This is a genomic window from Agathobaculum faecis (assembly GCF_014287995.1).
Classification (GTDB): domain Bacteria; phylum Bacillota; class Clostridia; order Oscillospirales; family Butyricicoccaceae; genus Agathobaculum; species Agathobaculum ammoniilyticum.
The window spans coordinates 22,756-46,618 of the sequence record NZ_JACOPL010000006.1; the positions used below are offsets into that span (position 1 = coordinate 22,756).

22 protein-coding genes are annotated in these 23,863 nt (G+C 63.3%); 6 read left to right on the top strand and 16 right to left on the bottom strand.

From position 1 onward, the window contains the following. Positions 1 to 41: 41 nt before the first annotated feature. The 14 genes from H8S45_RS07350 to H8S45_RS07415 all read right to left on the bottom strand — a co-directional run bounded on the left by H8S45_RS07350 (position 42) and on the right by H8S45_RS07415 (position 12,284). Positions 42 to 830, bottom strand: a complete 789-nt coding sequence (locus H8S45_RS07350) for a phage baseplate assembly protein V (RefSeq protein ID WP_054326482.1) — start codon at positions 828 to 830, stop codon at positions 42 to 44. Then, positions 827 to 1,936 (bottom strand): phage late control D family protein, encoded by a 1,110-nt coding sequence (locus tag H8S45_RS07355; RefSeq protein ID WP_054326481.1) that lies wholly within the window; start codon positions 1,934 to 1,936, stop codon positions 827 to 829. The genes H8S45_RS07350 and H8S45_RS07355 overlap by 4 nt, the downstream gene beginning before the upstream one ends. Positions 1,937 to 1,959: 23 nt before the next feature. Further along, the gene (locus tag H8S45_RS07360; protein ID WP_054326480.1) at positions 1,960 to 2,697 is read right to left on the bottom strand and encodes a CIS tube protein; all 738 of its coding nucleotides are present in this window, start codon (positions 2,695 to 2,697) and stop codon (positions 1,960 to 1,962) included. An 18-nt stretch (positions 2,698 to 2,715) separates the two neighbouring features. After that, on the bottom strand, positions 2,716 to 5,976 hold the full coding sequence (locus H8S45_RS07365; protein ID WP_186949870.1) for a hypothetical protein: 3,261 nt from the start codon (positions 5,974 to 5,976) through the stop codon (positions 2,716 to 2,718). Continuing rightward, the gene (locus H8S45_RS07370) at positions 5,976 to 6,431 is read right to left on the bottom strand and encodes a phage tail protein (protein WP_054326477.1); all 456 of its coding nucleotides are present in this window, start codon (positions 6,429 to 6,431) and stop codon (positions 5,976 to 5,978) included. The genes H8S45_RS07365 and H8S45_RS07370 overlap by 1 nt, the downstream gene beginning before the upstream one ends. A 1-nt stretch (position 6,432) precedes the next feature. Further along, positions 6,433 to 6,918: a phage tail protein gene (locus tag H8S45_RS07375; protein ID WP_054326476.1), complete on the bottom strand. Its 486-nt coding sequence runs from the start codon at positions 6,916 to 6,918 to the stop codon at positions 6,433 to 6,435. Between the two features lie 20 nt (positions 6,919 to 6,938). Further along, positions 6,939 to 7,118 (bottom strand): DUF6760 family protein, encoded by a 180-nt coding sequence (locus H8S45_RS07380; protein WP_054326475.1) that lies wholly within the window; start codon positions 7,116 to 7,118, stop codon positions 6,939 to 6,941. A 5-nt stretch (positions 7,119 to 7,123) separates the two neighbouring features. Then, entirely contained in the window at positions 7,124 to 7,483 is a 360-nt protein-coding gene (locus H8S45_RS07385) for a hypothetical protein (protein WP_054326474.1), read from the bottom strand. A 125-nt stretch (positions 7,484 to 7,608) separates the two neighbouring features. Further along, positions 7,609 to 8,088, bottom strand: a complete 480-nt coding sequence (locus H8S45_RS07390; RefSeq protein ID WP_054326473.1) for a phage tail protein — start codon at positions 8,086 to 8,088, stop codon at positions 7,609 to 7,611. 35 nt (positions 8,089 to 8,123) lie between these two features. Beyond that, positions 8,124 to 9,896 (bottom strand): phage tail sheath family protein, encoded by a 1,773-nt coding sequence (locus tag H8S45_RS07395; protein WP_107631779.1) that lies wholly within the window; start codon positions 9,894 to 9,896, stop codon positions 8,124 to 8,126. A gap of 166 nt (positions 9,897 to 10,062) precedes the next feature. Continuing rightward, on the bottom strand, positions 10,063 to 10,458 hold the full coding sequence (locus H8S45_RS07400; RefSeq protein WP_107631778.1) for a hypothetical protein: 396 nt from the start codon (positions 10,456 to 10,458) through the stop codon (positions 10,063 to 10,065). Then, complete coding sequence (locus H8S45_RS07405; RefSeq protein ID WP_054326471.1) at positions 10,445 to 10,864, bottom strand: hypothetical protein; 420 nt, start codon at positions 10,862 to 10,864, stop codon at positions 10,445 to 10,447. Before H8S45_RS07405 ends, H8S45_RS07400 begins: the two co-directional genes overlap by 14 nt. Then, on the bottom strand, positions 10,851 to 11,897 hold the full coding sequence (locus H8S45_RS07410; RefSeq protein ID WP_054326470.1) for a hypothetical protein: 1,047 nt from the start codon (positions 11,895 to 11,897) through the stop codon (positions 10,851 to 10,853). The genes H8S45_RS07405 and H8S45_RS07410 overlap by 14 nt, the downstream gene beginning before the upstream one ends. 24 nt (positions 11,898 to 11,921) lie before the next feature. After that, the gene (locus H8S45_RS07415; RefSeq protein WP_054326469.1) at positions 11,922 to 12,284 is read right to left on the bottom strand and encodes a response regulator; all 363 of its coding nucleotides are present in this window, start codon (positions 12,282 to 12,284) and stop codon (positions 11,922 to 11,924) included. Positions 12,285 to 12,570: 286 nt separating this feature from the next. Here H8S45_RS07415 and H8S45_RS07420 point away from each other — a divergent pair, with 286 nt between their 5' ends. Together H8S45_RS07420 and H8S45_RS07425 are read left to right on the top strand one after the other, a co-directional pair. Continuing rightward, a complete protein-coding gene (locus H8S45_RS07420) occupies positions 12,571 to 15,603 on the top strand; it encodes an eCIS core domain-containing protein (protein ID WP_186949872.1) in 3,033 nt (1,010 codons plus the stop codon). A 91-nt stretch (positions 15,604 to 15,694) separates the two neighbouring features. Beyond that, positions 15,695 to 16,180 (top strand): hypothetical protein, encoded by a 486-nt coding sequence (locus tag H8S45_RS07425; RefSeq protein ID WP_054326464.1) that lies wholly within the window; start codon positions 15,695 to 15,697, stop codon positions 16,178 to 16,180. Between the two features lie 66 nt (positions 16,181 to 16,246). Here H8S45_RS07425 and H8S45_RS07430 read toward each other — a convergent pair whose 3' ends face one another. Both H8S45_RS07430 and H8S45_RS07435 read right to left on the bottom strand, forming a co-directional pair. Then, positions 16,247 to 16,990 carry a LytR/AlgR family response regulator transcription factor gene (locus H8S45_RS07430; protein WP_147574053.1) on the bottom strand — a complete coding sequence of 248 codons (744 nt, stop codon included), beginning with the start codon at positions 16,988 to 16,990 and terminating at the stop codon, positions 16,247 to 16,249. 1 nt (position 16,991) lies between these two features. Beyond that, positions 16,992 to 17,705, bottom strand: a complete 714-nt coding sequence (locus H8S45_RS07435) for a LytR/AlgR family response regulator transcription factor (protein ID WP_186949874.1) — start codon at positions 17,703 to 17,705, stop codon at positions 16,992 to 16,994. A 151-nt stretch (positions 17,706 to 17,856) separates the two neighbouring features. Between H8S45_RS07435 and H8S45_RS07440 the strand changes: the two genes are divergently transcribed. The 4 genes from H8S45_RS07440 (at position 17,857) to H8S45_RS07455 (ending at position 23,850) form a co-directional block, all read left to right on the top strand. After that, on the top strand, positions 17,857 to 18,639 hold the full coding sequence (locus H8S45_RS07440) for a response regulator (RefSeq protein ID WP_054326461.1): 783 nt from the start codon (positions 17,857 to 17,859) through the stop codon (positions 18,637 to 18,639). A 66-nt stretch (positions 18,640 to 18,705) separates the two neighbouring features. Beyond that, complete coding sequence (locus tag H8S45_RS07445) at positions 18,706 to 19,152, top strand: LytR/AlgR family response regulator transcription factor (protein ID WP_054326460.1); 447 nt, start codon at positions 18,706 to 18,708, stop codon at positions 19,150 to 19,152. 32 nt (positions 19,153 to 19,184) lie between these two features. Next, a complete protein-coding gene (locus H8S45_RS07450) occupies positions 19,185 to 19,490 on the top strand; it encodes an STAS domain-containing protein (RefSeq protein ID WP_054326459.1) in 306 nt (101 codons plus the stop codon). 94 nt (positions 19,491 to 19,584) lie between these two features. Next, on the top strand, positions 19,585 to 23,850 hold the full coding sequence (locus H8S45_RS07455; protein WP_186949876.1) for a non-ribosomal peptide synthetase: 4,266 nt from the start codon (positions 19,585 to 19,587) through the stop codon (positions 23,848 to 23,850). Positions 23,851 to 23,863 lie beyond the last annotated feature (13 nt).

Below are 23,863 nucleotides of genomic sequence, written 5' to 3' on the forward strand. Positions count from 1 at the left end.
TCCTTTCCGCAGCCCGCGCCGTGCGGGGGGCCCGCCCACTCTCAGTTGATATTGACCATCAGGCCCTTGACGGTCGTGTTGCCGCTGGCCGTCAGCTCAAGCGTGCCGTTCGACTTGACCGCGGCCTGCGAGCCGCCCTCGAGCGTCAGCCCGGCAGAGGCCTTGGCCTCGATGTTCGCGCCCTGCACAGCTACCTTGCTCTCGCCCTTGGCCGTGATGTTGCCGGCCTCCTCTATCGTGAGCGCGGCCTTCCCCGCAGACAGCTCGATCTTTTTCGCCGCCTGTAGGGTGATACCGCCTTCCTTCAGGTCCATCAGCAGAGCGTTTTGGCTCTCCTTGTCCCGTAGTTCGACCTTCTGCGCCTCGTCGTCCAGCACCAGCGTCGCGCCCGAGGGCATGGTCAGCGTGACCTTGTGCTTTTCCTCCTCATCGTGCATCAGCAGTTCAATTCCGGAGGGGGTACGCAGCGCGTAGTCCTGCACCTTTCCGTCCGCGATGGTGTACGGTGGCTTGACCTCGGTCGTCCACAGCCGTCCGATCACAACCGGCCGGTGTGGATCCCCGTCCAGATAATCCAGCAGAACCAGGTCGTCCACCCGTGGGAACCAGAAAAAGCCGTACTCCATGCCGCCCGCCGCCGCCGTCACATAGCACCAGTCGGTTTCCTCGGTGTTTTCCGATCCGACCGGCAGGCATTTAACACGGTTGAATTTCTCCGGATCGGTCACATTGGTCACCTTGGCGAGTGTCGGCCCGCGGCGGTCCATTTCCCGCCGCAGCCCCGCGCCGCTTTCCCGAAAGAGCGAATCCAACTGTTCCACTATGCTCATTTGGTTTTCGCTCCTTTCACCTCAAACGTGGTGGAATACCCCTCGCTGTCAAACCGGTGCTTGACGCGGCTGATAAAATAGCCGCCGTTCGTGCTGCTGTCCAGCCCGTCGATCTCGATATACCGGCCTGGGATAAGCTCGGGGATGCCGATGCACGCCCCCTCGCCCGATACCAGCCCCATCGCAATGCTGTTAAGCCGGTTCTGGGCTATCAGCTCGCACTCCTCCTGGGTGCGGGCGTATTCGCTGTATTCGCGCAGCACGGCCGACTGCAGGGCGGGCGCCAGCTTTGCCGCGGACTGCTCCGCCGCGCCGCCGATCGTGACCGTATCCGCCGTACCCTTGATAGGCTTCTGGTTGACGTCCCGTCCCCAAACCTCGACCCTGCCGACCTGATGCGCCAGCGAAACGCGTTTGGTAAAGCTGCGCAGACCCGCGCCCACCGCCAGCTTGATCAGCGGCTTGGTGTCCGACGCCACGTCGTCAAAAATCAGTTCCCCGTCCACGGCAAACAGACTCGCCCCGTACCGCTGTGCCAGCAGGTTCAAAAAGCTCCAGTCGTCGATCTGCTCCTTGATGATGGGCGTTTTCAGCTTCTGGAAACCGGAGAGCAGCCCGACCGTCGCTCTTTTGGCATAGCCCTTGGCCACGCTTTTGCCCAAAATGTCCTCCACCAGGTTTTTGGCCTGCTGCTGGCCCGCGTACAGCGGCTCGCGCATACTCATCAGGTACCCCAGGCCGTCGATGCCGGTGATCTCAATGCGCGGCCCTTCGTTGCCGTTATACACAAAGGAATACTCGTCGATATAGCCGTAAAAGATCTCCTCCATCTTGACATAGCCGCCCCTGACGGCCAGTTTGGCTCCGGCCTTGACCGACTTGTCAAAGTCGTTCTTCCACTTGCTCGCTTCGGCCTTGTACTGGCTGTCCACGGTGAAAGAGCAGCCGCCCGCGCTTCCGTCCGCGTTCAGCTCCACCTCAAGGTTGAGGATAGGGATCTCGCGGCTGGAATAGGTAGTGCTGCCGATGGTGACCTCCAGGGCGGGCGTTATGAAATTGACGTATTTCTGCTGAAGCGCCTCGTAGGTATAGGTCGCTTTGTCCAAAGCCGTCCGCCTCCTTCCGTCCCTCAGTCGATCGCCGGCAGGACCAGCCGCTCGCCCGAGCGCAGCCTGCGCGGGTTGGCCAGGCCGTTGGCCGACGCGATCGTGCGCCACTGCTCGGGCTGCCCGTATTCCTTGACCGCCATCGCCCACAGGGAGTCCCCCTGCACGACCGTGCGGTACTTGGTGGTGTCCGGCGATTCAAACGGGTGCATTTTTGCGTCTTCCAGCAGGTTGGTCACCTGATGGAACACGCATTCCATCGTCGCCCGCACCGGCATGCCTTTTTCGTTGAATTTGGTAAAGGTCTGCGTACACTGCGCCAAGTATCCGTAAAACTGCAGCGACGACCATTCCAGCTTGAGCGGCGGGATGGAATGGATGGAGGTATCAAAGCGCATCAGGTTGTAGATTTCCTGGGTGTAATCGCGCACGTCAAGCATCTTCGCCGCGGAGGGCAGCAGGCTGTTGCCGGCAAACTTGGCCTTGTCGATCGGCGAGCCGCCCACCTCCGCCCCGGCGGACATGGTATCGAAAAACAACGTAAAGCTCAGCGTTTCGGAGTCGCCAGACGGCACCTGCGATTCCTGCCCGTTCGCGCCGAACGCGTTTTCCTTGGTCATGTTCACGCTGCGCGACTGCACATATTGCTCCGGATTATAGAGTACGGTGATTTTTTTCCCCTTTTCATCGCCTGCTGTCACTGTGATCGTCATTTTTTCCAACGGCATCAGGATATTGGGGTTGGGTACGCCAACGAACATCGTCCGGCTCCTTTCTGCTTATTTTCCGCTGCGCCGCAGCTCGCGCCGCAGCCGCTCCTCGATCATGCGGTACACCTTGTCCGCCGCGCGGCGCAGCTCGCTGTCGCTCAGGCGGGCGGGGGCTGCAGGACGCTGCATTTCCAGCTGCCGGTTCTCTCGGAATATGACCGGCGCGGCTTTCGGCATCGCGCCCGGCGCGGTCCATTCGATCTGCCCCGGCTGCGTCCCCGCCGTCTGCTGCTGCGCCGCTGAAAAGCGGTGCGTGTTCTGGCTGTCCGCGCGGGGCGGCTGCTGCAGGAAGCGCTGCGCCCATTCGGGCAGCGCGCCGGTCTGGGGCGGCGTTTCACGACCCGTTTTCTGCTCCACCGCCTGTATGGGCAGGTAGGACAGCTCGTTTCCGTCCGCCGCCGCGGACTGGACAGACGCAGCCTGCGGCTGTACCAAGGCGTTGGACAGCGGCGCCATCAGGCGCGCCGCCGCGATCTGATTCGCCGGCAGCGTCCGCACCAGCGTGGTCTGTAGCGGCTGTATAGGATGTGCCGGCAGGCGGCTCGCCAGATGGCGCAGTACTGTGCGCGGCCGTTCCACCGTCCGCCCCTGCCTGTGCGCGGCTGTCCTGCGTGACGCGGCCTGCGCCGCGGCCGGCAGCGCCGCTCTCTCAGCCCTGTACATCAGATTGGTATCCGTCTGCAAAACGCCCTCCGCGCCGCCCGTGACAGGTCGCGCAGACCGCCGTTCCTCCGCTTTGCCGCGTCCGTCCGGTATCTGGAAAGGCTCGGCTGCTTCCGCCAGTACGGTATGGGACGCCGCCGTTATATTATTCCGTCCCTCCGTGAGCGCGGCGCGGGTGGATGCGACGGCGGTCCATTCTCCGTCCGCCTCTGCCGATTCCCATACCGTCTGCGCCCGTTCCTTCCGCCATGTCAGCGGCTCAGGCAGATCCATCTCTGTTATTGGCGCCGGCCGCAGGCTGTCAGGCACGGCCTGCGGCGATTTCCCGCCGACCGCTTGTGGTACCGCCTGCGCCGGCCATTCTGCTGTGCGGTTGCTCGACGGTACGGCGGTATTCGCGCCGGCAGGCTTGCGCCCGACGGCTGACGACTCGGCCCGACGGTCTTTTCCGGCTTCCTGTCCAGCTGTCTGTTCGTCTAACGCGAAACGCGCTTCCCTCTGCTTTGCCGCCTGCTGTCCCGACCGGATATGCGGTTTTTCCGGATCTGCCGCAGCTTTCCGATAGAGCAGCGGCTCCGCAGGAAGCGCCGCCGCTTCTGTCGACGTGTCAGGCGTGTGCTGAGCTGCCCTTGCCCGCGGCGTACTGTCCTGTCCCGTGAAATCAGTTTCAGAAGTCGTCTGTGCTTCCCCTGTCTGCATTTCAGGGGGCTGGGCCTTCTCCGGTATCGCAATCTCTGCCGCCTGTTGCGCGACCCACGTCTCTGTTTCCGACTGGGGCGGCGCATCCCTTCCCTGTGATGGGTGCGCGTCGGGAACGGCCATGCTGTGCGGTTCATCCCCTCCGCGCGCAAAACGCCCGTCATCCGTTCCCCGCGAAAGCAGGGGACGTTCCCGTCCCTCTACGCGGTGCAGCAGCGCTTCCTGCGGCAGAGCCGCCTGCGGCGCTTCTGCGCCCGGCAGGGCCTTTTCGGCCGCGGTCAGGTCATGGGCTGCGTATCCTGCCAGCATTGTTTGCAGCGCCGCCACGTCGGATTGCCCTGTCTGGGCCGATCCCCTGTCCGTTTTGAGCGCTTTCCGGCCGGCATCCGGTTCGCCGCGAGCGGCGGTCCGGTTATCTGCATCTGCCGTCGGACCAGCCTGCGCCGGCCTTGCATCCTTTTCTCCAGAAAACACTTCGTATTTCCGTTGCCCCTGCGCTTCGGCGCGGTGCAGCAGCGCTTCCGGCGGCAGAGCCGCCGCGTCGGATTGCACTGCCTGAGCCGCGACCGTACCCGCTTTGAACGGCCTTGCGTCCGACAGAATATCCGCGCCGTCTGCCGCGCGGTGCAGACCCGCGTTTTGCGGCGATGCTGCAGCGGATTGTTCCGTCTGGGCCGCTGCCGTATCCGTTTGACGTGCCGCGCGGGCGGTATCCACAGCGGCATCCGGCTTACCGGATTCCGCAGCTACCCGGCTTTCCTTATGTACCACGCCCGTCCGCGCCGGCTTGCTGTCCATTTTTTCGGACAACGCCGTATGGTCCCGTTCTTCTGTGCCGCCGCCCGCACCGTTTTCTTCCCGCTGCACCGACCGCCGCACGGCCTGTTCGACCGCGCGGTCCAGCCGCTGCACCATCCGGCGCACAGCGCCGCCCGTCTCCTGCGCGGCGGCATGCGGATGGGTCAGCGTCTGCTCTTGTGCAAGCACGCCGCTCGGGATCGCTTCGGCTTCCGCCTGCTCCAGCGCGCGCTGTCTACATAAGCGGAGCTGGTCCGGCAGCAGGATGCTCCCGCCGAGGGGCTGTCCTTTCTCCGCGCCCCTTACCCCTTTGGAGGCGGTAAAGCCCGGATGCTCTGCCTGCCAGCGGGGCGACCAACCTTCCCCTGCTGGGGCGGCTGTGCTCCACGAAACCGGCGTGAGCGGGGTAATCGCCCATCCGGTCTGTCCGTACGCTGCGGTCTGCCGCGCGCGGCCCGCCCCTGCACGGCGCGCCTGCCGCACTGCTGCGGCGGCCTGCATGCCGATGGGCGCGCGGAACGGCTTTCCGGCGGCGGCCGTGCGGCCCGCCTGCGGCGTATCTGTCAATTTACCCTCCGGTCGCGCGGCCTGCCGCGCGTTTTCCGCAGCCGCAACCGCCTGAACGGCAACAGCCAGCGACCTCTCCCGCGTGGACAGGAGGGTATCCGCCGCGTGCGTCTGTGCGGCTCCTGCCGCCCTGTGCCGTGCCGCGCGCGTTTCCTCCCGCGGCAGCTCAAGCCGCACGTTTACATGCGCCTGCGCGGGCGCGGCCTCGCTGACGCGACGCTCGAGCAGGTAGACCCGTTCCAAAATACGCGCCACCGCCTGCGCCTGCCGTTTATCCGCCTGCCGCCGCTCCTTCTTGAGCGTTTCCAGCACAACCTTGAGGTCTACGTCCAGATGCAGCTCCCGCTCCGGCGCATGGGCGAGGACAGGCTCGCCCTCCTCCAGCAGCGCGAGCGGCTCCTCGCGGTACAGTCCGGTCTGCCAGGCGCTGCGGGTGCGGATCTCGTCACCGAACGCAAGCGACAACAGCCCAAATAGAGACAGGCCCAGCCTGTCCCTTTTCGCTACCGCCATATCCGTTTTTGTTACGGCAATTGAATCCATCAGCAGCACCCATTGTATATCAGTTCAATCCGGCTGACCGCCAGCGCGGCCTGGTTGCTGTCCAGCGACGGCCCCACATACTTCTGCAGGTACGCGCCCACGATCGACCAGGTGCGCTGGGGCGTACCGAAGCTGTCCTTGAGGATGACCGTCCCCGCCAGCGGGATGGACATGCCCAGGTTGCACATGTTCATCAGCAGCGAGACCGAGTCCACGCTGGTCACCGTACCCTGCTCGAGTACGAGCACCTGCGGCTTGTTCTGCTTGAAAAAGAACCGCGGGTAATTCAGCCCGCCTTCGTTGAAAATCTCATACTCGACCTCCATATCCAGGCCGGATACCGAGGTGAACTTCCCTTCCAGCACAGCGCCTGTACCAATCAGCATCACCTCAAAATAAGCGCCCGACAAATACGCCATGCCGCAGTACACCTCCTTGCTGGGCGGTTTGGTCATATCATCCCGACTGGGGTGGCTCGTGCGTGATGCGCTCCATGCCGGTGATGGCAAAGGTAAGGCTTTCCGAAAGCACCTCGCTGCGCCCGCCGTCCATCGGCGTCAGCTCGTAGCCGATGGGCAACGCGTCCCTGAGCGACCAGGTCACGCCGCGGTTGCCCTTGTCGTCCAGCGCCACGATGTTGAGCGTGCGCCGCAGCCCCGCGCCCTTCGGCCCTGCCTCCGGCCCTGCGGCCGCGGAGAAAAGCCAGTCCAGAAAGTCGTTATCCCCCACCACGCCCTTGGTCAGCGTGACCGGCTCAAAGCGCGTCAGCACAGGGATATAGTCCTGCACGCCACGGTTGTCGTTACCCGAGCGCGCCTGCACGGTGTCAACCGTCATTTTCACGCCGGAAAAATGCGTGAACGCCGCCACGGCCACGCCGCCGCTCTCCACCTCCACCAGGAAGCGGAAAGCCTTAAAGGGTTCTTGATAGGTGACGCCCATCTTGCTTTCCCTCCCTGCTTTCAGCGGAATTCAAAGGTATTCTGCTCGGTATTACTGAGCTTTTTGTTCACAGCCGAGACCTCCCTGCACCACCGGCGGCGTTCCAGATGGTTCAGGCGCATGACCTCGTCTCGGGACCAGTGCAGGTAGTACGACAGGAACGTCATCTCCTGATATATGCGCTCCTGCGGGTACAGCACCAGTCCTAGCTCAACAAAAAATCCAGCGGCACCTCAACCTCTTGGTTGCAGTGTGGGCAGGTCACCTTGTAAACTGGCAGCTCGGACATATTGATGCGCTGGTACAGATCCTGCAGATAGGCGAGATCCATGGTGAACAGGTTCTCGATCACCCGCGTGTTGATGCTGCTGAGCGTACCCAGCCGCGTGATGACGCGCGAGAGCAGGATGATGGTTAGGTAGCCGGAATTCTGCTGCACGCGTGGGTCGCGCAGGGGCAGGATCTCGTCCGCCGCAGTCGCCAGGCGCATGGTGCCGCGCCGGTGTACGTCGCCGTTCTGGTCCACATAGCCGCGCGGCAGTTCAAACTCAAATTCAGTCTCCATGTAGCTTCTCCTTTCGCTTCAAAGGGGTCGGAAGTGCACGGGCGCTTGACGGGAAGCGGCCTCCCGTGCGCTTCCGGCCGCCCCGGCGGAAAGCCGGGGCGCAGGCCGAAAACAGAGCGCTGCTATCAGATCGTGGAGGGCTCGCCCGCTACGCCGCCCGGCGTGTGCTCGAGGCCCTCATGGCACAACTCGAGCGACTGGATGGCGACCTCGCCGCCCATGCCGTTCAGGTCGGGCACGGTGTAGCCCACCGGCCACGCGTTGATCAGGTTCCAGGACGGGCCGGGGTTGCCCGCGTCGTCGATCAGAGTGATAGTCACGTTGTGGCGTATCATGCCGGTCGGGGGCGCGGTGTTGGTCGGCGCGACCGCGTATACCCAGTCGAGGAAGTCGGAATCATCGGACACGCCCCAGCGCAGGGTGACGTTGCCGAACTTGGTCAGTCCCGCGAGCTTGCGCGGGGTGTTGCGCAGGTCGTCGCCCTCGCGGTATTCGACCGCATCGACCGAGGAACTCATGCCCGAAACCTCGGAAAAGCCCGCGCGGCTGATGCCGTCGATCTCGACCTGGTATCGGAATACTCTATATGGATAGTTGATTGCCATTTATGTTCGTCCTTTCTGCCAACAGTGGGCTTTATTTATTCGCCGGTCGCGGTCTTCTGCGTGATGCGGAAGATCACGAATTCAGCGGGCTTGACCGGCGCGATACCGATCTGGCAGATCAGGCGGCCGTTGTCGATATCATCCTGCGTCATGGTTGTCGGGCCGCACTCCACGAAGAACGCCTGCTCCGGACTGGAGCCGGCCAGCGCGCCGTCGCGCCAGCAGGTCGCAAGGAAGGTCTCGATCGTGCGGGTCACGCGGCTCCACAGCGTTTCGCTGTTGGGCTCGAATACCACCCAGTTGGTGTTCGCCTTGATCGACTCCTCGATGAAGATGAACAGGCGGCGCACGTTGAGGTACTTCCACAGCCCGTTCGAGCTGATCGTGCGCGCCCCCCATACGCGGATGCCCTGGCCGGGCAGCGCGCGGATCAGGTTGACACCGATCGGATTGAGGATATCCTGCTCACCCACGTTGTAATTGCAGGACAGGCCAGTGCAGCCGCGGACGACCTCGTTCGCAGGGGCCTTATGCACGCCGCGGCTGTTGTCGCTGCGGGCGTAGACGCCTGCCATCGCGCCGGAGGGCGGGAAGTAATCCGCGCGTTTGGCGCCCGCGTCAAACATCTGCAGCCATGGATGGTACATCGCTGCGTAGGTCGAGTCGTACATATCGCGGAAGGTAGCCACGTCGTTCGTCTTTTTCAGGTCCATCGGCACGTCGAGGATGGCAAAGCAGCTCTTGCGGTTCTCGCAGAAGCTGATCAGCGCCGCCTGTACCTCGGGCGCGGTCACGCCGGGGATCGCCAGCACGGATACCACGCCGTTCTCCTGGAACGCCTGCAGGCCGGTGCGGCGGCCCGGGCCGTCGTCCGCACCGATGTACGCGTCCGGTGTGACGCTCTGTACCGATCCGTCGCTGCCGCCCTGTAGGGTCAGCACCATTTCGTCCCCCGCGCCGCCGCATAGCTCATACGGCGTGATGCCGGCCGCCTTGGCTGGCGCTGCGGACGCTTCCTTTTTCTCCTTGCCCTCTTCCTTGGCCGCCGGCGCGGGCGCCGCCGCCTTGACCGGCACGACCTCCACGCGGATCAGGTCGCTCTTGGCGGTCTTGACCGGCGCATAGTTAAGCGCCTCGGGCTTGAGGGACAGGTTTTCAAAGACCTCCACCGTATCGTCCAGGCGGGCGGTGATGGTGATTTCGCAGGTACGGATGTACTTGTCCGTGCCGACCTTGGTATCCGCCACGGCCAGCGCGCAAGGCGCGTCCAGGGTGACGACCCTGTCGAGCACGCTCTTGATGGTCGCGTAGGCGGCGGTCTTGCCGTCGAACAGTTCGACCACGTCTCCGGTATTGAACCCGTCCGCGTTCTTGAGCGTCAGGTCCGCGCCGCTCGCCGCGAGCACCTGGGTCTTGGCCTTGCTGGAGGCCGCGACAGTCACGCGCATCTTTTCCGCCCAGGCGCCCGGGTTAGCCGCAGTGATGCGCAGCGCGCCGGTCGTCAGGGCAGCAGCTTTTGCGTCGCCCGGCACGGCGCGCATGATGTAGGCGCGCGCGCCGCCGTTCATGAAGAACTGCTCGACCGCATAAGGCAGATAGCGTGCGTCGCCATAGCCCGCCTTGCTCAGATAGCCGCCGTATATGCGCGTGTAGTCGGCAAAGCTGGTAACCAGCTGCGGCTGGCCGATCGTAGGGCCGCGCTCCGCCAGGCCGACAAAACCCGCCGTGCTGGTGCTGACGCCCTGCATCGGGGTCGCACCCGAGTCATACTCCTCCACATACACACCTGGGGATAAATATTCTGCCATGTTTTTGCTTCACGCCATTGTAGTTGGCTGGGGGCCGGTCGTGAAGCTCCCCTCCTTTCTAAATTGTACTGGGTCTGCTTCTATTATTTTCGCGGACGTTTGAGAAATAAACCAGGCCTCGGGTCGCCCGGTTTATTTCTCAAACCCGATCCCGCACAAAAAACGGTCAGCCGCGGCAGGCGTTCTGGAACGCGCCCCAATAGCGCGCCATCACCGCCGCGCTGTATTCGAGCGCCTCTGCCAGCCGCTCGCGCGCGCTGTAAGGGTCGCCCAAGTCGGCGCGGATGCGGAAAACCGGTGTTTCACCCTGCAGGAACATCGCGCCGCGCGTCAGCGCGCCGTTCGCTTCGCCACAGGCTTCGAGCGCCGCCGCCCATTCGCGCGCGGCCATAGGATAACGGCTGTAGATCAACACCTCGCCCCGCCTGCACCGGCAGGCAAGCTCCCACACCATCACGCCCTCGCGAAAACGGAAGCGCGTCCATACGCCGCTCTGCTCCCACGGCACGCCGCTGTCGCGCAGCAGCGCTTCCAGCAGCCTGCGGCATTCATCCTCCTGCAAAGGAGACACCTCCCTGTCCGGCCAGCCCGTCGGGCGCGGCCGGTGCGGCCTGCACCGCGGGCAGCGCCGCCCAGTCGGGTGGAGCGGACGCCGCGGCGGGCGCCGTTTTGATATCCTTGGGCGCTGTCCGCACCGCGTCGGGCGGCGGTAGCGCCGTGACCGGCTCGATCCGTCTGTCCTGTCCCGCCAGCAGGGCGAGCAGAGCGCTGTTGCCCATCTGTGCGGAGAGCGCCAGCACCATCGCGGCGGGCAGGCGCGTCAGCGGCACGCCTGCCTGCACGGCCTCCAGCGCGATTCGCAGAGTCTGCTGTTCGCTTTGCGCCGCGCGGCGGCGCTGCTTGTCCTCCCGCACCTGCTGGGAATGGTGCGCCGACGTTCTGGCGGCGTTCTGTTCATTCTGCTGCATGGCCGTCCTCCCCGTCCTGCGGTGGCCTGGGCGCGCTGCCGTTCGGCTGATCCGGTGGCTCGGGCGGCGTTTCGGCCTGTTCGACCGCCTGTACCAACTCGTCGGTAAAGCTGGGGGCTTCAAATAAGGTAAGGGCTTCGGTCGCGCGGTCCGCGATCAGCCGCAGCTTGTTGATAAATTCGTTGCGCATCTGTGCTTTTTTGCCGATCATCGCCTGCACGCGCACATAGGCGTTTTGCAATAACTGCCGCTCCCCGTCGTCGCCGCTCTCGCGCAGGCGGGCGCTGTACTGCCCTGCCAGCGCGCGTTCGCGGCTGTCGTCCAGGAACGGGTACATCCTGCGCAGCGCCTGTGCGCCGCCGCCCGCGCCCATATCGCTTTTTCCGGCCGCGAGGTCGGCCATGGATTCCACCATCTGCCGTGCGTCCGCGAGCGTATCGACCACCAAGCCGACCGCGCTGTCCGCAAAGCCGCGGTTGAACACCACGCTGTCCGGCCCGTGTCCGGGGATGACGCGCTGCTGCGAGCCGCCCTCGAACAGGCGGCGCTGCTGCTCCCTGACCGGCTGGGACTGCCCGACCGTACGCTTCAGGCAGGAAACCAGCATCATCTTGCCCGTCCCCGCCATCACCGCGCCGGCCAGCGTGCCGCGCTGGAACGCCGTTTCGGAAAAACGTCGCACCATGTCCTGGTTATCCGACCAGCGCATCTGATACAGGTCTTTAGCGTTGGTCGGGTTGGGCTTCTGCGCGTCCCGCACTGGTCCGGTTTGCTGTTCCGCCCACTGCGGCGGCTGCGCGGCCTGCTCCGTGCGGGTAAAACCGCCGGCGCTCTCCCCAGCCAGCGCCGCCGCGTGGCGGCGGCCAATCTCGTCAAAGGTCTGCCGGAAGTCTTCGGTAATATGGTACAGCGGGTCGCGGTGGGAGAAAAACTCGCTGCCCGCCGCCCAGGCGAGCTGGCGGCGCGTGTCTTTCTCCGTAACCGGCGGCACGGCCGCCTGCGCCTGCCTGCGTTTTACCCAAGCGTGCTGCAAGACCAGCCCTCCCCGTACTTTTCCTCAAAACCGTTCCAGCGCCAGGCGCATGCTGCGCGCCACGTGGCGGAACTCCACCGGCCGCAGGATAAAATCCGCAAAATGCAGGTGCAGCCCCTGTATGGCATACTGCGTGGTATCGTCCATCAGGATGATACGGCAGGCGCGGTCGCGTTCCTGCAGCGCGCGGGCGGCCAAAAAGCCCGCACTGCTGCCGAAACCGATATAGGCGATCTGTATTGCCCCAGGCGCCTGTCGGGACAGCTCCTGCGGCGTGCTGATGCACACCACGGCCGCTGGCAGGCTGCGCAGCCTGCAATACTGTTCGATCCATTCGCACAGCCGGGCCTGTTCCTCCGCCTGTGCGGTGCATACCGCCAGCTTCATTGATGCACGCCCCCACCAGTTGTCGTCTGATATCCTGACCTGTTTTGCGCAGGCTCCCGCCTCCGCTGTTTTGATTGTACCTGAAAAGAAATCCGGTTTTAAGCGATTGCGCACAAACGGCCCGAAAGTGTAACAACATGCAAACCGCCCGTAGATTCCGCTATGCTATAATGACAATAGCATGATACGCCGTTCGGCACGTTTCGACCGTTCCCGCACCGTGCCATGCCACGCGGCGGGAGTACCGCCGCATGAGACCCCATCGACCGAGAAAAGGGTGACGTTTATGCAAACCTATCAGAAGAAAGCCAAGCCTTCCGCTTGCACCGTGCCGCGCAGCCGCCCCGCGGCCGCCCACGCGCCGCAGCAGCCCCCCCTGCGCGGGATGAGCGACCTGTCTCCGGTCGAGCATGCCGGACGGCCGGTTGACCTGCCCGCGGCGATCCAGTCCAAAATGGAGAGCGCTTTCGGCGCGGACCTGTCCGGCGTCAAGCTGTATGAGAGCCAGGCGGTCGCGGATGCGGGTGCGGACGCGCTGGCGCAGGGCAGCCACATCGCCTTTGCGCCCGGCCAGCTCGACCTGGTTTCCATGCGCGGGCAGGCGCTGCTCGGACATGAGCTGAGCCACGTTGTCAGCCAGGCGCGTGGCGAGGTGCGCGGCTCCGGCCTGCTGGAAAACCATGCGCTCGAAGCCCGCGCCGACCGCGAGGGCATGATGGCGGCCATGGGCCAGAGCATCTATCCTGGCGCCACAGCAAGCCCCGGTGCGTCAGCCGCAGTCGCTGCGGCAGGGGCCACAGGACCAGTGCAGGCGCGGCGCAGGCGCAAACGGCAGGATCCTGTCGTTTACGGCCCTGAAAACCGCCCCTCCGCGACCGACCGCCGGCTGGGCGCAAACGACATCGAGGGGGACTCTCTGGGTGGCAACGCGCTGGATGCCGGTCTCGCGGCGACTGACCAATTCAACGAATTCAGCTCGACCGTGGAAACCCTTGCCTCCCAGCGGGATAACGGCAGCTATGTGCTTGGCAGGTTCGGTGCAAAAGCGGGTGCTGTCAATGACAGCGATTTTATGGGGCATGCCGCAGCGATCGGCAGTATAATCGGCACGACGAAAAACACGGTCGATACGGCCAAGGATATCAAGGATACCATCACCGACCAGAATGCAGGGACAGCAGAAAAAGCAGCGTCGCTTACCAGCAGCGTCGCCTCCTGGGGTTCGGACGCGCTCGGCACAGCCAAAAACCTGACCGGTCAGATCATCCAGAACGAGGCGGTAAAAGAGGCCGTCGGCAGCCAGCTCGAAGCGCACGGCAGCTACTTCCAGATGATCGCCGGCACGGCGAATGCGGCAAAGGCCACAATCCACGGCCACGAGGCCACCGGCGACCGCCTGGCCGCCGAGCGGGCGGGCCGCATACTCGCCTCGGATTCCTCGCAGCGCGCCGCTTCCGGCGACGCGGAAAAGATCAAAAACGATAAGCTGCTGCGCAGCATGGCGACCAACGCCCGCAACGCCGCCAAGGTCCGCAAGGCGGAAAGCGTGCAGGAGGGCGTGAACGCCGGCATGGACATCGTCAACGGCGGGCTCGGCCTGATTCCCGGCGTCGGCAATCTTGCTGCGATGGGTGGCTCTGCCGTGAAGACGGTTGTCAACACTGGGATGGAGGCCCATGTGGATCAAAAGCGTAAGGAAGCACGCGAAAAGAACCTGGATAACCTGTCGCTGCGCGCATCGCTGGAGAAAAAGCTCGGCATGCGCGACGACCTGCCGGAAAAGAAAAAGAACGAGATCCGCCACCGCGCCAAGCATATCGCCAACCAGATCACCTCGGGAGAGCGCGGTGCGACGACCAACAAGGTTGCAGGCATGCACAAAACGCAAAATGATGTGACGGCCCTTAACCAGCTATCCTCCCAAGATAACGAGGAAGGTCAGCGCGCCCGCAAAATCGTTAACGTCATGGGGATCGGCACCAATTCCAAGGGCGAGATGCTCGATACCGATGCGGCTTCCGCACAGGTCAACGCGGACTTTGCGCGGGGCGGCTCCGTGGAGGAGCAGATCGGCGCGGCCGACGCACACCAGTTTGAAAAGGAACATACCGTTCAGGCTGAACTCAAGCGGCAACAGGCATCCGCCGAGGCAAAAAAGCAGAAAAAGGCGGCTAAACTGGCAAAAAAGGAGCAGAAAAAAGCCGCACTCGAACACTTTAACAGTCTGTCTGAGGAGAACCGGCAGAACATCCGCGCGGCCAACAAGCGCCGCAAGGAGGAGAAAAAGAATCTGATTAAGGACAAGGGCATCAAGTGGTATGAGTTTCAAAAGAAAAAAGAAGCCCGGCTGGAATACGACATCGCGCACCGCGTAGGCGATGAATACGGCGGACACGACACCTCCGAAAAGGAAGCCCAGCTCAATGAGCTGCGCGAGCAGCGCGCAGCCAGGCAGGCCGGCAAGGAAAATAAAAAACAGTTAAAAGCCGCCCGCAAGGAAGCCCGCAAGGAGGATAAGGCTTACCAGAACCAGCGCGACGAACAGCGCAAGCTGGCCGGTATCAAGTGGTACGAGTTCAAAAAGAAAAAGGAATTCAACAATGAATACGACTACGCCATGGGTACCAAGGAGCGTCCGGACGCCAATGCGCCCGAGGGCAGTGCAACCGCGAATGCCAATAAGCCCTGGTACAAGCGTGCAGGCGATCACATAAAGAACAAATGGTATTCCATGCGCCGTAAGCATCAGCGCGCCCGCGACAGCTTTGTCAATGAAGAGGAGGACTTCAAGCAGCTCAGCGGCTGGCGCAAGGCAAAGCTGATTGTGCAAAACCCGCTAGCCTTTCTGAAATCCAAAACTCAAAAGGGCCGCGCGGCAACCGCCAAACGCAACGCCGAGGCCGCGGCGGACAGTCAGATGCTGGAGCAGCTCATGAATAACCCTGATTCTGTCGGTGAGGACGGCTCGGTTTCGCTGCCGCACAATTCCAATGTATCTGCGGACGCGCTGCAAGCCGCCAAGGCCAACCTGAAGCCAGTGGACGCCTCCCAGCTCTCCACCAGCAACAAGCGCCGCCGCATCACCAGCGGAACGCACGCGATCGATGAGATCCGGCAGGCGCGGGAGCAGGCTGAAAGCAGCGCCGCCCCTGAACAGGCGCCGCCGGAGGCGGCTCCCTCCGACGCATCCGAGCAGTATGACCCGCATATGATGTCTGTTTCCGCTAAGGTGAAGCGGTACAACACACCGGACGGCGTGAAAGCGCCGGTCCGCGAGGAGGAACTTGCGCCCTGGTACCGCAAAAAGGCCAAAAAATAAGCAGGCGGGGCGCTTATCCCGTGATACCGCGCCCTCCTGCGTGCAAACCATGCTATAATAGCACCACCCTCATACCGAAAGGACCTGACTTATGGAACGATCCAAACAGATCATGGATGCGCTCGAAGCGCTGCTGCGCGAGCAGGGCTTTGATGTCCAGCCGGACGGCCGTCTGGACGAACATCCCGGCGTCAACATGCTGATCCCATTGCAGGAGGACGGCACCGAACTGGTATTTGCCGAGCTGCACTTCATCACAGGCCCGCAGGGCTTTGATGTGATTCAGCTCTACACCACGCTGGTGGGCGAGCTGCAGCCGCAGGCCGCGGCCGAGACCGCCAAAGCCATCGCCGTGTGGAATCAGGATCTTCTGCTCGGCGCTTTCGCTTTGCGGGATGACAGACAGCTCTACCACCGCTACTGCCTGACCGTGCCGCGTTCGCTCGCCCCCGGGCAGGCGGCGGCGCTGGCGCTGGACGCGTTTTCGTTCATCCTTGGCCAGATCGCCGAGTACCACGGGGACGCGCTGCTGCTCGCCTCCGGCACCACCTTTGAAGCGCTATGCGCGATGGACTGACCGCGCGCACGCAGGCATGAAAAAGGGAACGGCCCTGCCGGACCGTTCCCCCTCTATCTTTCCCATTCAGAACATACCGGCCGCGCCGCCGTTTTTCCAGTTGCGCAGGAACAGCCAGTCCATGAATTTCCGGCGCGTCGCCGCCGCGTCCGAGGAGCCGATCGGCACCAGGTCGCCGTTATCCATCACAAAATCTCGTTTTTCCATGCGCAAGATGTGTCGCTGGTTGACCAGAAAGCTCCTGTGGCAGCGCAGAAAGCTTTCGCTTGCGATCTCCTCCTCCAGCGCGTTCATGCCGCGCGGGGTCTGGACTACGCGCCCGGCGGTGTGGATAAACGAAGTGTGCCGCCTGATCTCTATGTATAAAATATCCCGCAGCAAAATTTCTATTTCGTCCCATTCCGAGCGCACGTTGATCGTACGGAAATATTCCCGCTTTTCCTGTAGGCACCAGTCCAGCGCCGCGTCCAGATCCCGCTGGGCCACCGGCTTGACCAGATAGTCCGAAGCCTGCAGCTCATAGCTGGCGATACCGTGCTCCACGCTGGTGGTGACGAACAGCAGGGCGCATTCGCTGTCCTGCGCGCGCAGACGGCGGGCGGCCTCCATCCCGTCCGGACCATCCATATAAATATCCATCAGGATGATGTCCCACCGGCCCGGCCGGAACAGGTCGAGGAATGCCGCGCCGCTTTCCAACAGCTCGATCTCCCACGCTACGCCCTTGCGGCGGCCGTAGTTTTTCAGCAGACGCGCCATCTGCAGGCGCTCTTCTTCCAGGTCGTCGCATATGGCGACCGATATCCGCATGTTATCCCTCCTCCGCGCCGCGCGCCCGCCGGTAAACGGCCAGCGCCTCCTGCACCTGCCGGAGCCTGCCGCGCGCGACCGATATCACCCTGTCGTTGCACATGATAAGCTCCCCGCCGGACACCCGTCGGACCGCCCCCAGATGCACCACAAAGCTTTTCTGCACCCGCAGGAAGGGCGGCTGTGGCAGCGACTCCTCCAGCGCGGACAGCGCGCAGTTCACCTGTAGCGCTCCGCCGGCACGGTAGAGGACGCTGCTGCGTCCGGCCGCCTCGGCATAGAACAACTGATACAGCGGGATATGCACGCGCCTGTGCTGCGCGGGAAGGTCGAGCCAGCCCAGCCCTTTCTGCCAAAAGCTGAAGCAGCGTTCCATCGCGGCGTCCAGTCCGCTGTAGGTAACCGGCTTAGGCACAAGCGCGTTCGGATGGCACTGGTATACGTCGATCGCCGTGCGGTCGTCCTCAGCCAGCAACACCAAGCCGCAGTCCGGATACGCCGCGCGCACCGCCTGCAGGCAGGCAATATCCTGCCGGGCAAGCCCTGCGCTGTCCACCAGGAGCAGCGCGCACCCGTCCGCATCCAAGGCGGCGGGCGCCCCGCTTTCCATCGCGAGCTGCAGCTCGACGCAGATTTCCTCCGCCCAGGCGCGCAGGAACGCGCTGACCCTTTGGGCGGTCTTCTCTTCATTCGTATAAACGGCAAATCGTACCATTTTCCCCATGCCGCATTCAACCCCGCTGTTTTTGGTTTTCCCCCTGTTGGGTTTATCTTACCACAGTTTGCACGCGAAGTGGCGATTTCTGTCGTGAACAGGAATTTTTTCTTGTTCCGCGCCCGCACGGCATGCCCAAGGAGAAACGCACATGAATTTTTTAGCGATCGACGACGACCCCCTGTGTCTGGACGACCTCCGTCTCACTTTGGCGGAAGCCGCCCCCGACTGCTGCTGCGCCTGCTTTTCTTCCCCTGCACAGGCGCTGGCGTATGCCCAAACCCATCCGATCGACGCCGCTTTTCTGGATATTGAGATGGGCGATGTGAGCGGGCTGGCGCTGGCCAAGCAGCTCAAGGACCTGCAGCCTGACCTGCACGTCATTTTCGTGACCGGCTATGAAAAATATGCGGTATCCGCCTTTGCCCTGCACGCCAGCGGCTATCTGCTCAAGCCGGTGGATACAGACGAGCTGAAGCGGGAACTGACCTTTTTATACGGCGATATCCCCGCCCCGCATGCCATACGGGTGCAGACCTTCGGCGGGTTTGAGGTATGGGTGAACGGCGCCCCCCTCGCATTCAGCCGCGCCAAGGCCAAGGAACTGTTCGCCTGCCTGATCGACCGCCGCGGCGCGGGGCTGACCACACGGGAGGCGTGCAGCCTGCTGTGGGAGGACGGCGTTTACAATATCGCGCGCAAAAACTATTTCCAGACCATTGTACACGACCTGCGCAGCACGCTCAGGCAGGCCGGCATCGAGCATATCCTGGTCAAAAGCCACAACAGCATCTCTGTCCGCGCCGACGAGTTCGACTGCGACAGCTACCGCTTTCTCGATGGGGAGCCGCAGGCGGTCAACAGCTACCGCCACAACTATCTGCCGAGCTATAGCTGGGCGGAATTTTCCGTAGGCAAAATGGAAGGCCTGTGATTGGCCCGTTGTCCTTTTGTTGTCCTTATCGGAGTATACTGTAAACTGACAAAGGAGGTAAACGCCATGGATATCCCCGCCGCGGTCCGCGGCTCGCCCGTTCCGTTGTGCATGCATGCCAACTCGCCTGTCCGGCAGCGCGGTGGGCGGCCATCCCCGCGGAAAGCAGCCCGCACCATCACGCTGCGCAGCTGCGGTGAAGCGCAGGTGCTTCCTGTCGAACAGATCGTGTACGCGGAGGTGTTCGACCACGAGCTGCATATCCATACCGCAGACGGCAGCACCTATTGCGGCAGGGGACATCTTTCCGCGCTGGAGCAGCGGCTTTCCAGCTGCGATTTTCTGCGCTGCCACCGGAGCTATCTGGTACACCTGCCCTATGTCGCCGGACTGCGCCGGTACCGGATCACCCTGTCCGGCGGCGCAGCGCTCCCCGTAAGCAAGCAAAATTACCTGCTGATCCAACGGGCGCTTGCCGCCTACCGGCTGCGGGCAGGCCGCCCCCATCCCTGACAGATACCATTTGGAAAAGGAGTTATATCATTATGAACATCAGCAAAAGCACCGAAAACGGCCAGACCGTCCTCAAGCTGAATGGGCGCCTGGACACCACCACCGCTCCGGATTTCCAGGATACCCTGCTCGGTGAGATCAAGACCGGCAAGAGCATCCTGCTGGACTTTTCCGAGCTGGCCTACGTCAGCAGCGCTGGACTGCGCTCCCTGCTCACCGGACAGAAGGCGGTCGCCGCGGGCGGCCAGACGATGACCCTGCGCCATGTTTCGGACGAGATCATGGAGGTGTTCGATATGACCGGCTTTTCCGATATCCTGACAATTGAATCCGCCTGACAGCACGCATGCTGTCGGGCTTACTGGCGGCTGTCTGCATCTACGGACAGCCGTTCCGCTATCCGAGTATCGAAAGATTGGAGATTTGGCATCTATGGACATCCACCACAACCGCATCCCATTGACCCGACCGCAGCATCAGATCTGGCTTGCAAGCGAAAGCTGTCCGGACAAGGCGCTGTATACCGAATCCGTACTGCTGACCTTTGACAACGCCCCCGCCCCCGCGCAGCTTGACCGCGCGCTCAACCGCCTGGTGCAGACGACCGAAACCCTCCGCCTCCGCGTGACGCGCGGCAAGGACGGGCCGCTACAGTACGACGCGGGCTACACGCCTTTCGCCTGCCGCGTGATCCCACTTTCCGGCGAGGAGGAGCTTACCGCCGTATTCAATGAGCAGTCGCGCTACTGCTTTGACCTGTACGACAGCGCGCTGTTCAACGCGGTCATCTACACCCTGCCCGGCAAAACCGCGCTGCTGCTGCGCGTACACCATATTGTGGCGGACAGTTACGCCATGGCGGCTGTGTACAGCCGCCTGCTGGCGATTTGCGCTGGCGAGGATCCCCAGCCGTTCGTCTCCTTCCTGTCCCGCGCGGCGGCGGCCGGCGCGGATGTGGAAGAGGAGCGCTTGGCAGACCGCGGCTTCTGGCAGGATTACCTCAGCGGGGCCGAGACCGGCCGACTGCCCCATCCCATGCCCGACCAGTCCGGCCACCGGCTCGTGTGGTCGTCGCACACGGTCGGGAAGGAACGCTCCGACCGGTTGCGCGCCTTTGCCGCGCAGCAGAACGTTACGCCATACTGCATATTTTTCGCCGCGTATGCGGTCTATCTGTCGCGCATGCTGGGTACGGAGGATGTCGTCATCATCACCCCCCGCCTCAACCGCGGCACGGATGAAGACCGTAATGCCGCGGGCATGTACACGCTCGCGGTTCCAGTGCGCCTGCATATCGCGCCGGACGCCAGCTTTGCCGCGCTGTGTCAGGAGGTGCAGGCGCAGAACCGGCTGGCGGCGGCACACAAGGGCTACGGCCTGTCCGAAATCATGGGCGACCTGTCCCGCACGGGCATGGCGGGCGCGCTGTCGCACTTTACTCTATCCTACCAAAACTTTACCCTGCCGCTGCACGGGCTTCCCGTGCGGTGCGCGATGCACTTCGGCGGCGCTATGACCAACCTGCTCACCCTGCACGTCCTTGACTGGAGCGGCATGGGCGATTACCAATTCCGGCTCGACTACCGCGCCTCTTATTACACACCGCATGAGATCACACAGATCGCGCAAATGCTGCGCGCCATTCTCGATCAAGGCATGGGGGACTGCACCCTGCCCTGCCGCTCCATCGAGCTGCTGACCGACGAGGACAAATTCTGCCAGCGCGCGCTGCTCTCCGGTCCAGTGCTGCCGGTTGACCCGAACGATACCATCATCACCCGCTTCCGCGCGCAGGCGGCGCTTCATCCGGACCGGCGCGCCCTGTCCGGCAAAGGCCCCAGCTACACCTTCCGCGAGCTGGACGAGGCCTCTGACCGTGTCGCGCGCAACCTGATCGCCGCCGGTGTGCAGCCGCAGTCCTATGTGGCGTTCCTGCTGCCGCGCACCACTGCGCTGCCCGTGATGCTGCTGGGTATTCTCAAGGCGGGCGCGGCCTATGTGCCGATCGACTGCTCCTATCCCGAAGAACGCATCCGCTTTATCCTGTCGGACAGTAAGGCCGGCCTGCTGGTCACGGAGGCGGACATCACGGGCGCCGGCTGTCCGGTTATTGCGCCCAGCCCGCTGTTTGACCCGCCGCAGCAGCCGGACGCACCGCTGCCCGCGGTCGGCCAAGACTGGCTGTGCTATATCATCTATACCTCGGGTACGACCGGCAAGCCCAAGGGCGTCATGATCGAGCACCGCGGCATCGTCAACTTCATGCAGCCGGACAACAATGAATTCAACCGCGATATCTGCGCGAACGGCAAAGGCATCGTGGCGGTCGGCTCGGTCTGCTTTGATATTTCCATGTTCGAGCTGTTCTCCACCCTGCTCAACGGCATACCCGTCGTATTCGCGGACGAGGAGGGGATGAACAATCCGGATGCGCTCGCGCAGTACATAACGGAGAACGGCGCCAACATCCTGCACTGCACGCCCTCCCGCCTGCTCGCCTATCTGGAGGAGCCCTCGTTCCGCGAGGCCATGCGCAGCGTGGATATCGTGCTCGCGGCCGGCGAGGCCTTTACCCAGCCCCTGCTGGACGCGCTGCACAGGGCCACCCCCGCGCGCCTGTATAACGGCTACGGCCCGACCGAAATCACCATCGGCGCGACGGTCGGCCGCATTCGGGAGCGTATCACCATCGGCTCGACCATCGCCGGGGCGCGCATCTACCTGCTGGATAAGGACCGCCGCATCGTACCGCTCGGCGCAACCGGCGAGATCGCCGTGGCGGGCTACGGCGTGGCGCGCGGCTATCTCGGCCGTCCCGACCTGACCGCGGAACGCTTCATCGAGCTGCGCGACGGTCCGATCAACGATCGGGTATACCTCACCGGCGACTATGGCTATGCCCTGCCCAACGGCAGCCTCGCCTACTGCGGCCGCAACGACGAACAGGTCAAGCTGCGCGGGCTGCGCATCGAGCTGAAGGAGGTCGAGCGCTGCATCGAGTCCTTCCCCTGCATCCGCCAGTGCGCCGCGCTCGTCCGCACGATCGACGGGCGGGAGCACCTCTGCTGCTTCTACTCCGCCGCCGAACCCTGCGATGTGGACGAGCTGAAGCAATACGCCGGCGGCTTCCTGACACGCTACATGGTACCCGACCTGTTCGTGTATCTGCCCGATCTGCCGCATACCTCAAACGGCAAGATCGACAAGCGTGCGCTGGCCAATCAGGCGATCCATGTGGAGCGCACCTACATCCCGCCGCGCAACGCGCGTGAGCGGACCATGTGCCGCATCTTTTCGCAGGTGCTGAACCTGCCCGAAGAAGAGATCGGCGCGACCGACAGCTTCTTCGATTTGGGCGGCACCTCGCTGCAGGCGGCACAGATCGTGCTGCTGGCCAAGCATGAGGGCTTCGAGCTGGAATACGGCCGGGTGTTTGACCATCCCACCGTGCGCGATCTGGTACAGTGCTGCGATCTAGACGGCGGCGACCTGCCCGAGCCTGTCCTTTCGGAAGCGGGCAGCCTGCCCTGCACCCAGCAGGAAGCAGCTCTCCTGCGCGACGCGCTTTGCCGCAACCGCAATTACCGCAAAGGCCTGCACCCGCTCGGCACCGTGCTGCTCACCGGCGCGACCGGCTTTCTCGGCATCCATGTGCTGTACGAGCTGCTCACTACAGGCTATAACAAGATCTACTGTATGGTGCGCCCCAAAAACAACCTGACGCCGGAAAAGCGTCTCAAGGGCTCGCTTTTCTACTATTTCGAAAACAACTTTGCCGAAGCCTTTGGCCACCGTCTGTTCGCGGTGGACGGCGACCTGATGCGCGAGAATATCGCCAGCCTGCCGGACGGCGTCAAGATCGACACGGTCATCCACTGCGCGGCGGACGTCAGCCACTTCGGCGTCGGCAACCGCATCCGCCAGACCAATGTGGACGGCGTGCGCAACGTGATCGCGTTCTGCAAACAGCATGACGCCGCGCTCATCCACATCTCCACGCTCAGCGTGGGCGGCTTTATCGAGCGCGAAATGGCCGAGATCGGCGTATCCCTCAGCGAGCAACGCCTGTGGGTGCGGCAAGACCTGTCCAACGACTACCTGGAAAGCAAATTCACGGCCGAAAAGCTCATCCTGCTCGAAACCGCGAACGGCCTGCGCGCCAAGATCATGCGCGTGGGCAACCTGCAGGGGCGCATCACGGACGGCGAGTTCCAAATGAACCGCGCCACCAACGGCTTTACCAAGCTGCTGCAGTCCATCGTCCGCACCGGACTCTGCCCGCAGTCCATGGCGTGCAGCTGGATCAATTTCTCTCCGGTGGACGCGGTCGCCCGCGCAATCTGCCGTCTGGCGGGCAGCGCGGAGGAATACACCGTGTTCCATATCTTCGACAGCAATGACCTGCCGGTCAGCAAACTGCTCACGCACATTTCCGCGCTTGGCTATCCGGTTCGCGCGGTGGACGACAGGGAGTTCGACGAATTCATGCTGCACGCCGCCGAGGACCCTGCGTTCAACGGCGCGCTGGACGGCTTCCTGACCCGCGTGACCGGCGGTCGCCATCTGATCGAAACGCCCTGCGAAAGCGGCTTCTCCATCCGCGCGCTCGAGCAGGAGGGGTTCCTCTGGCCCGAGATCTCGGACGAATACCTATCCGCATATCTGACCGGACTAGATACACTGGGCGCGTTCCAGTAAAAATCCCCCCATG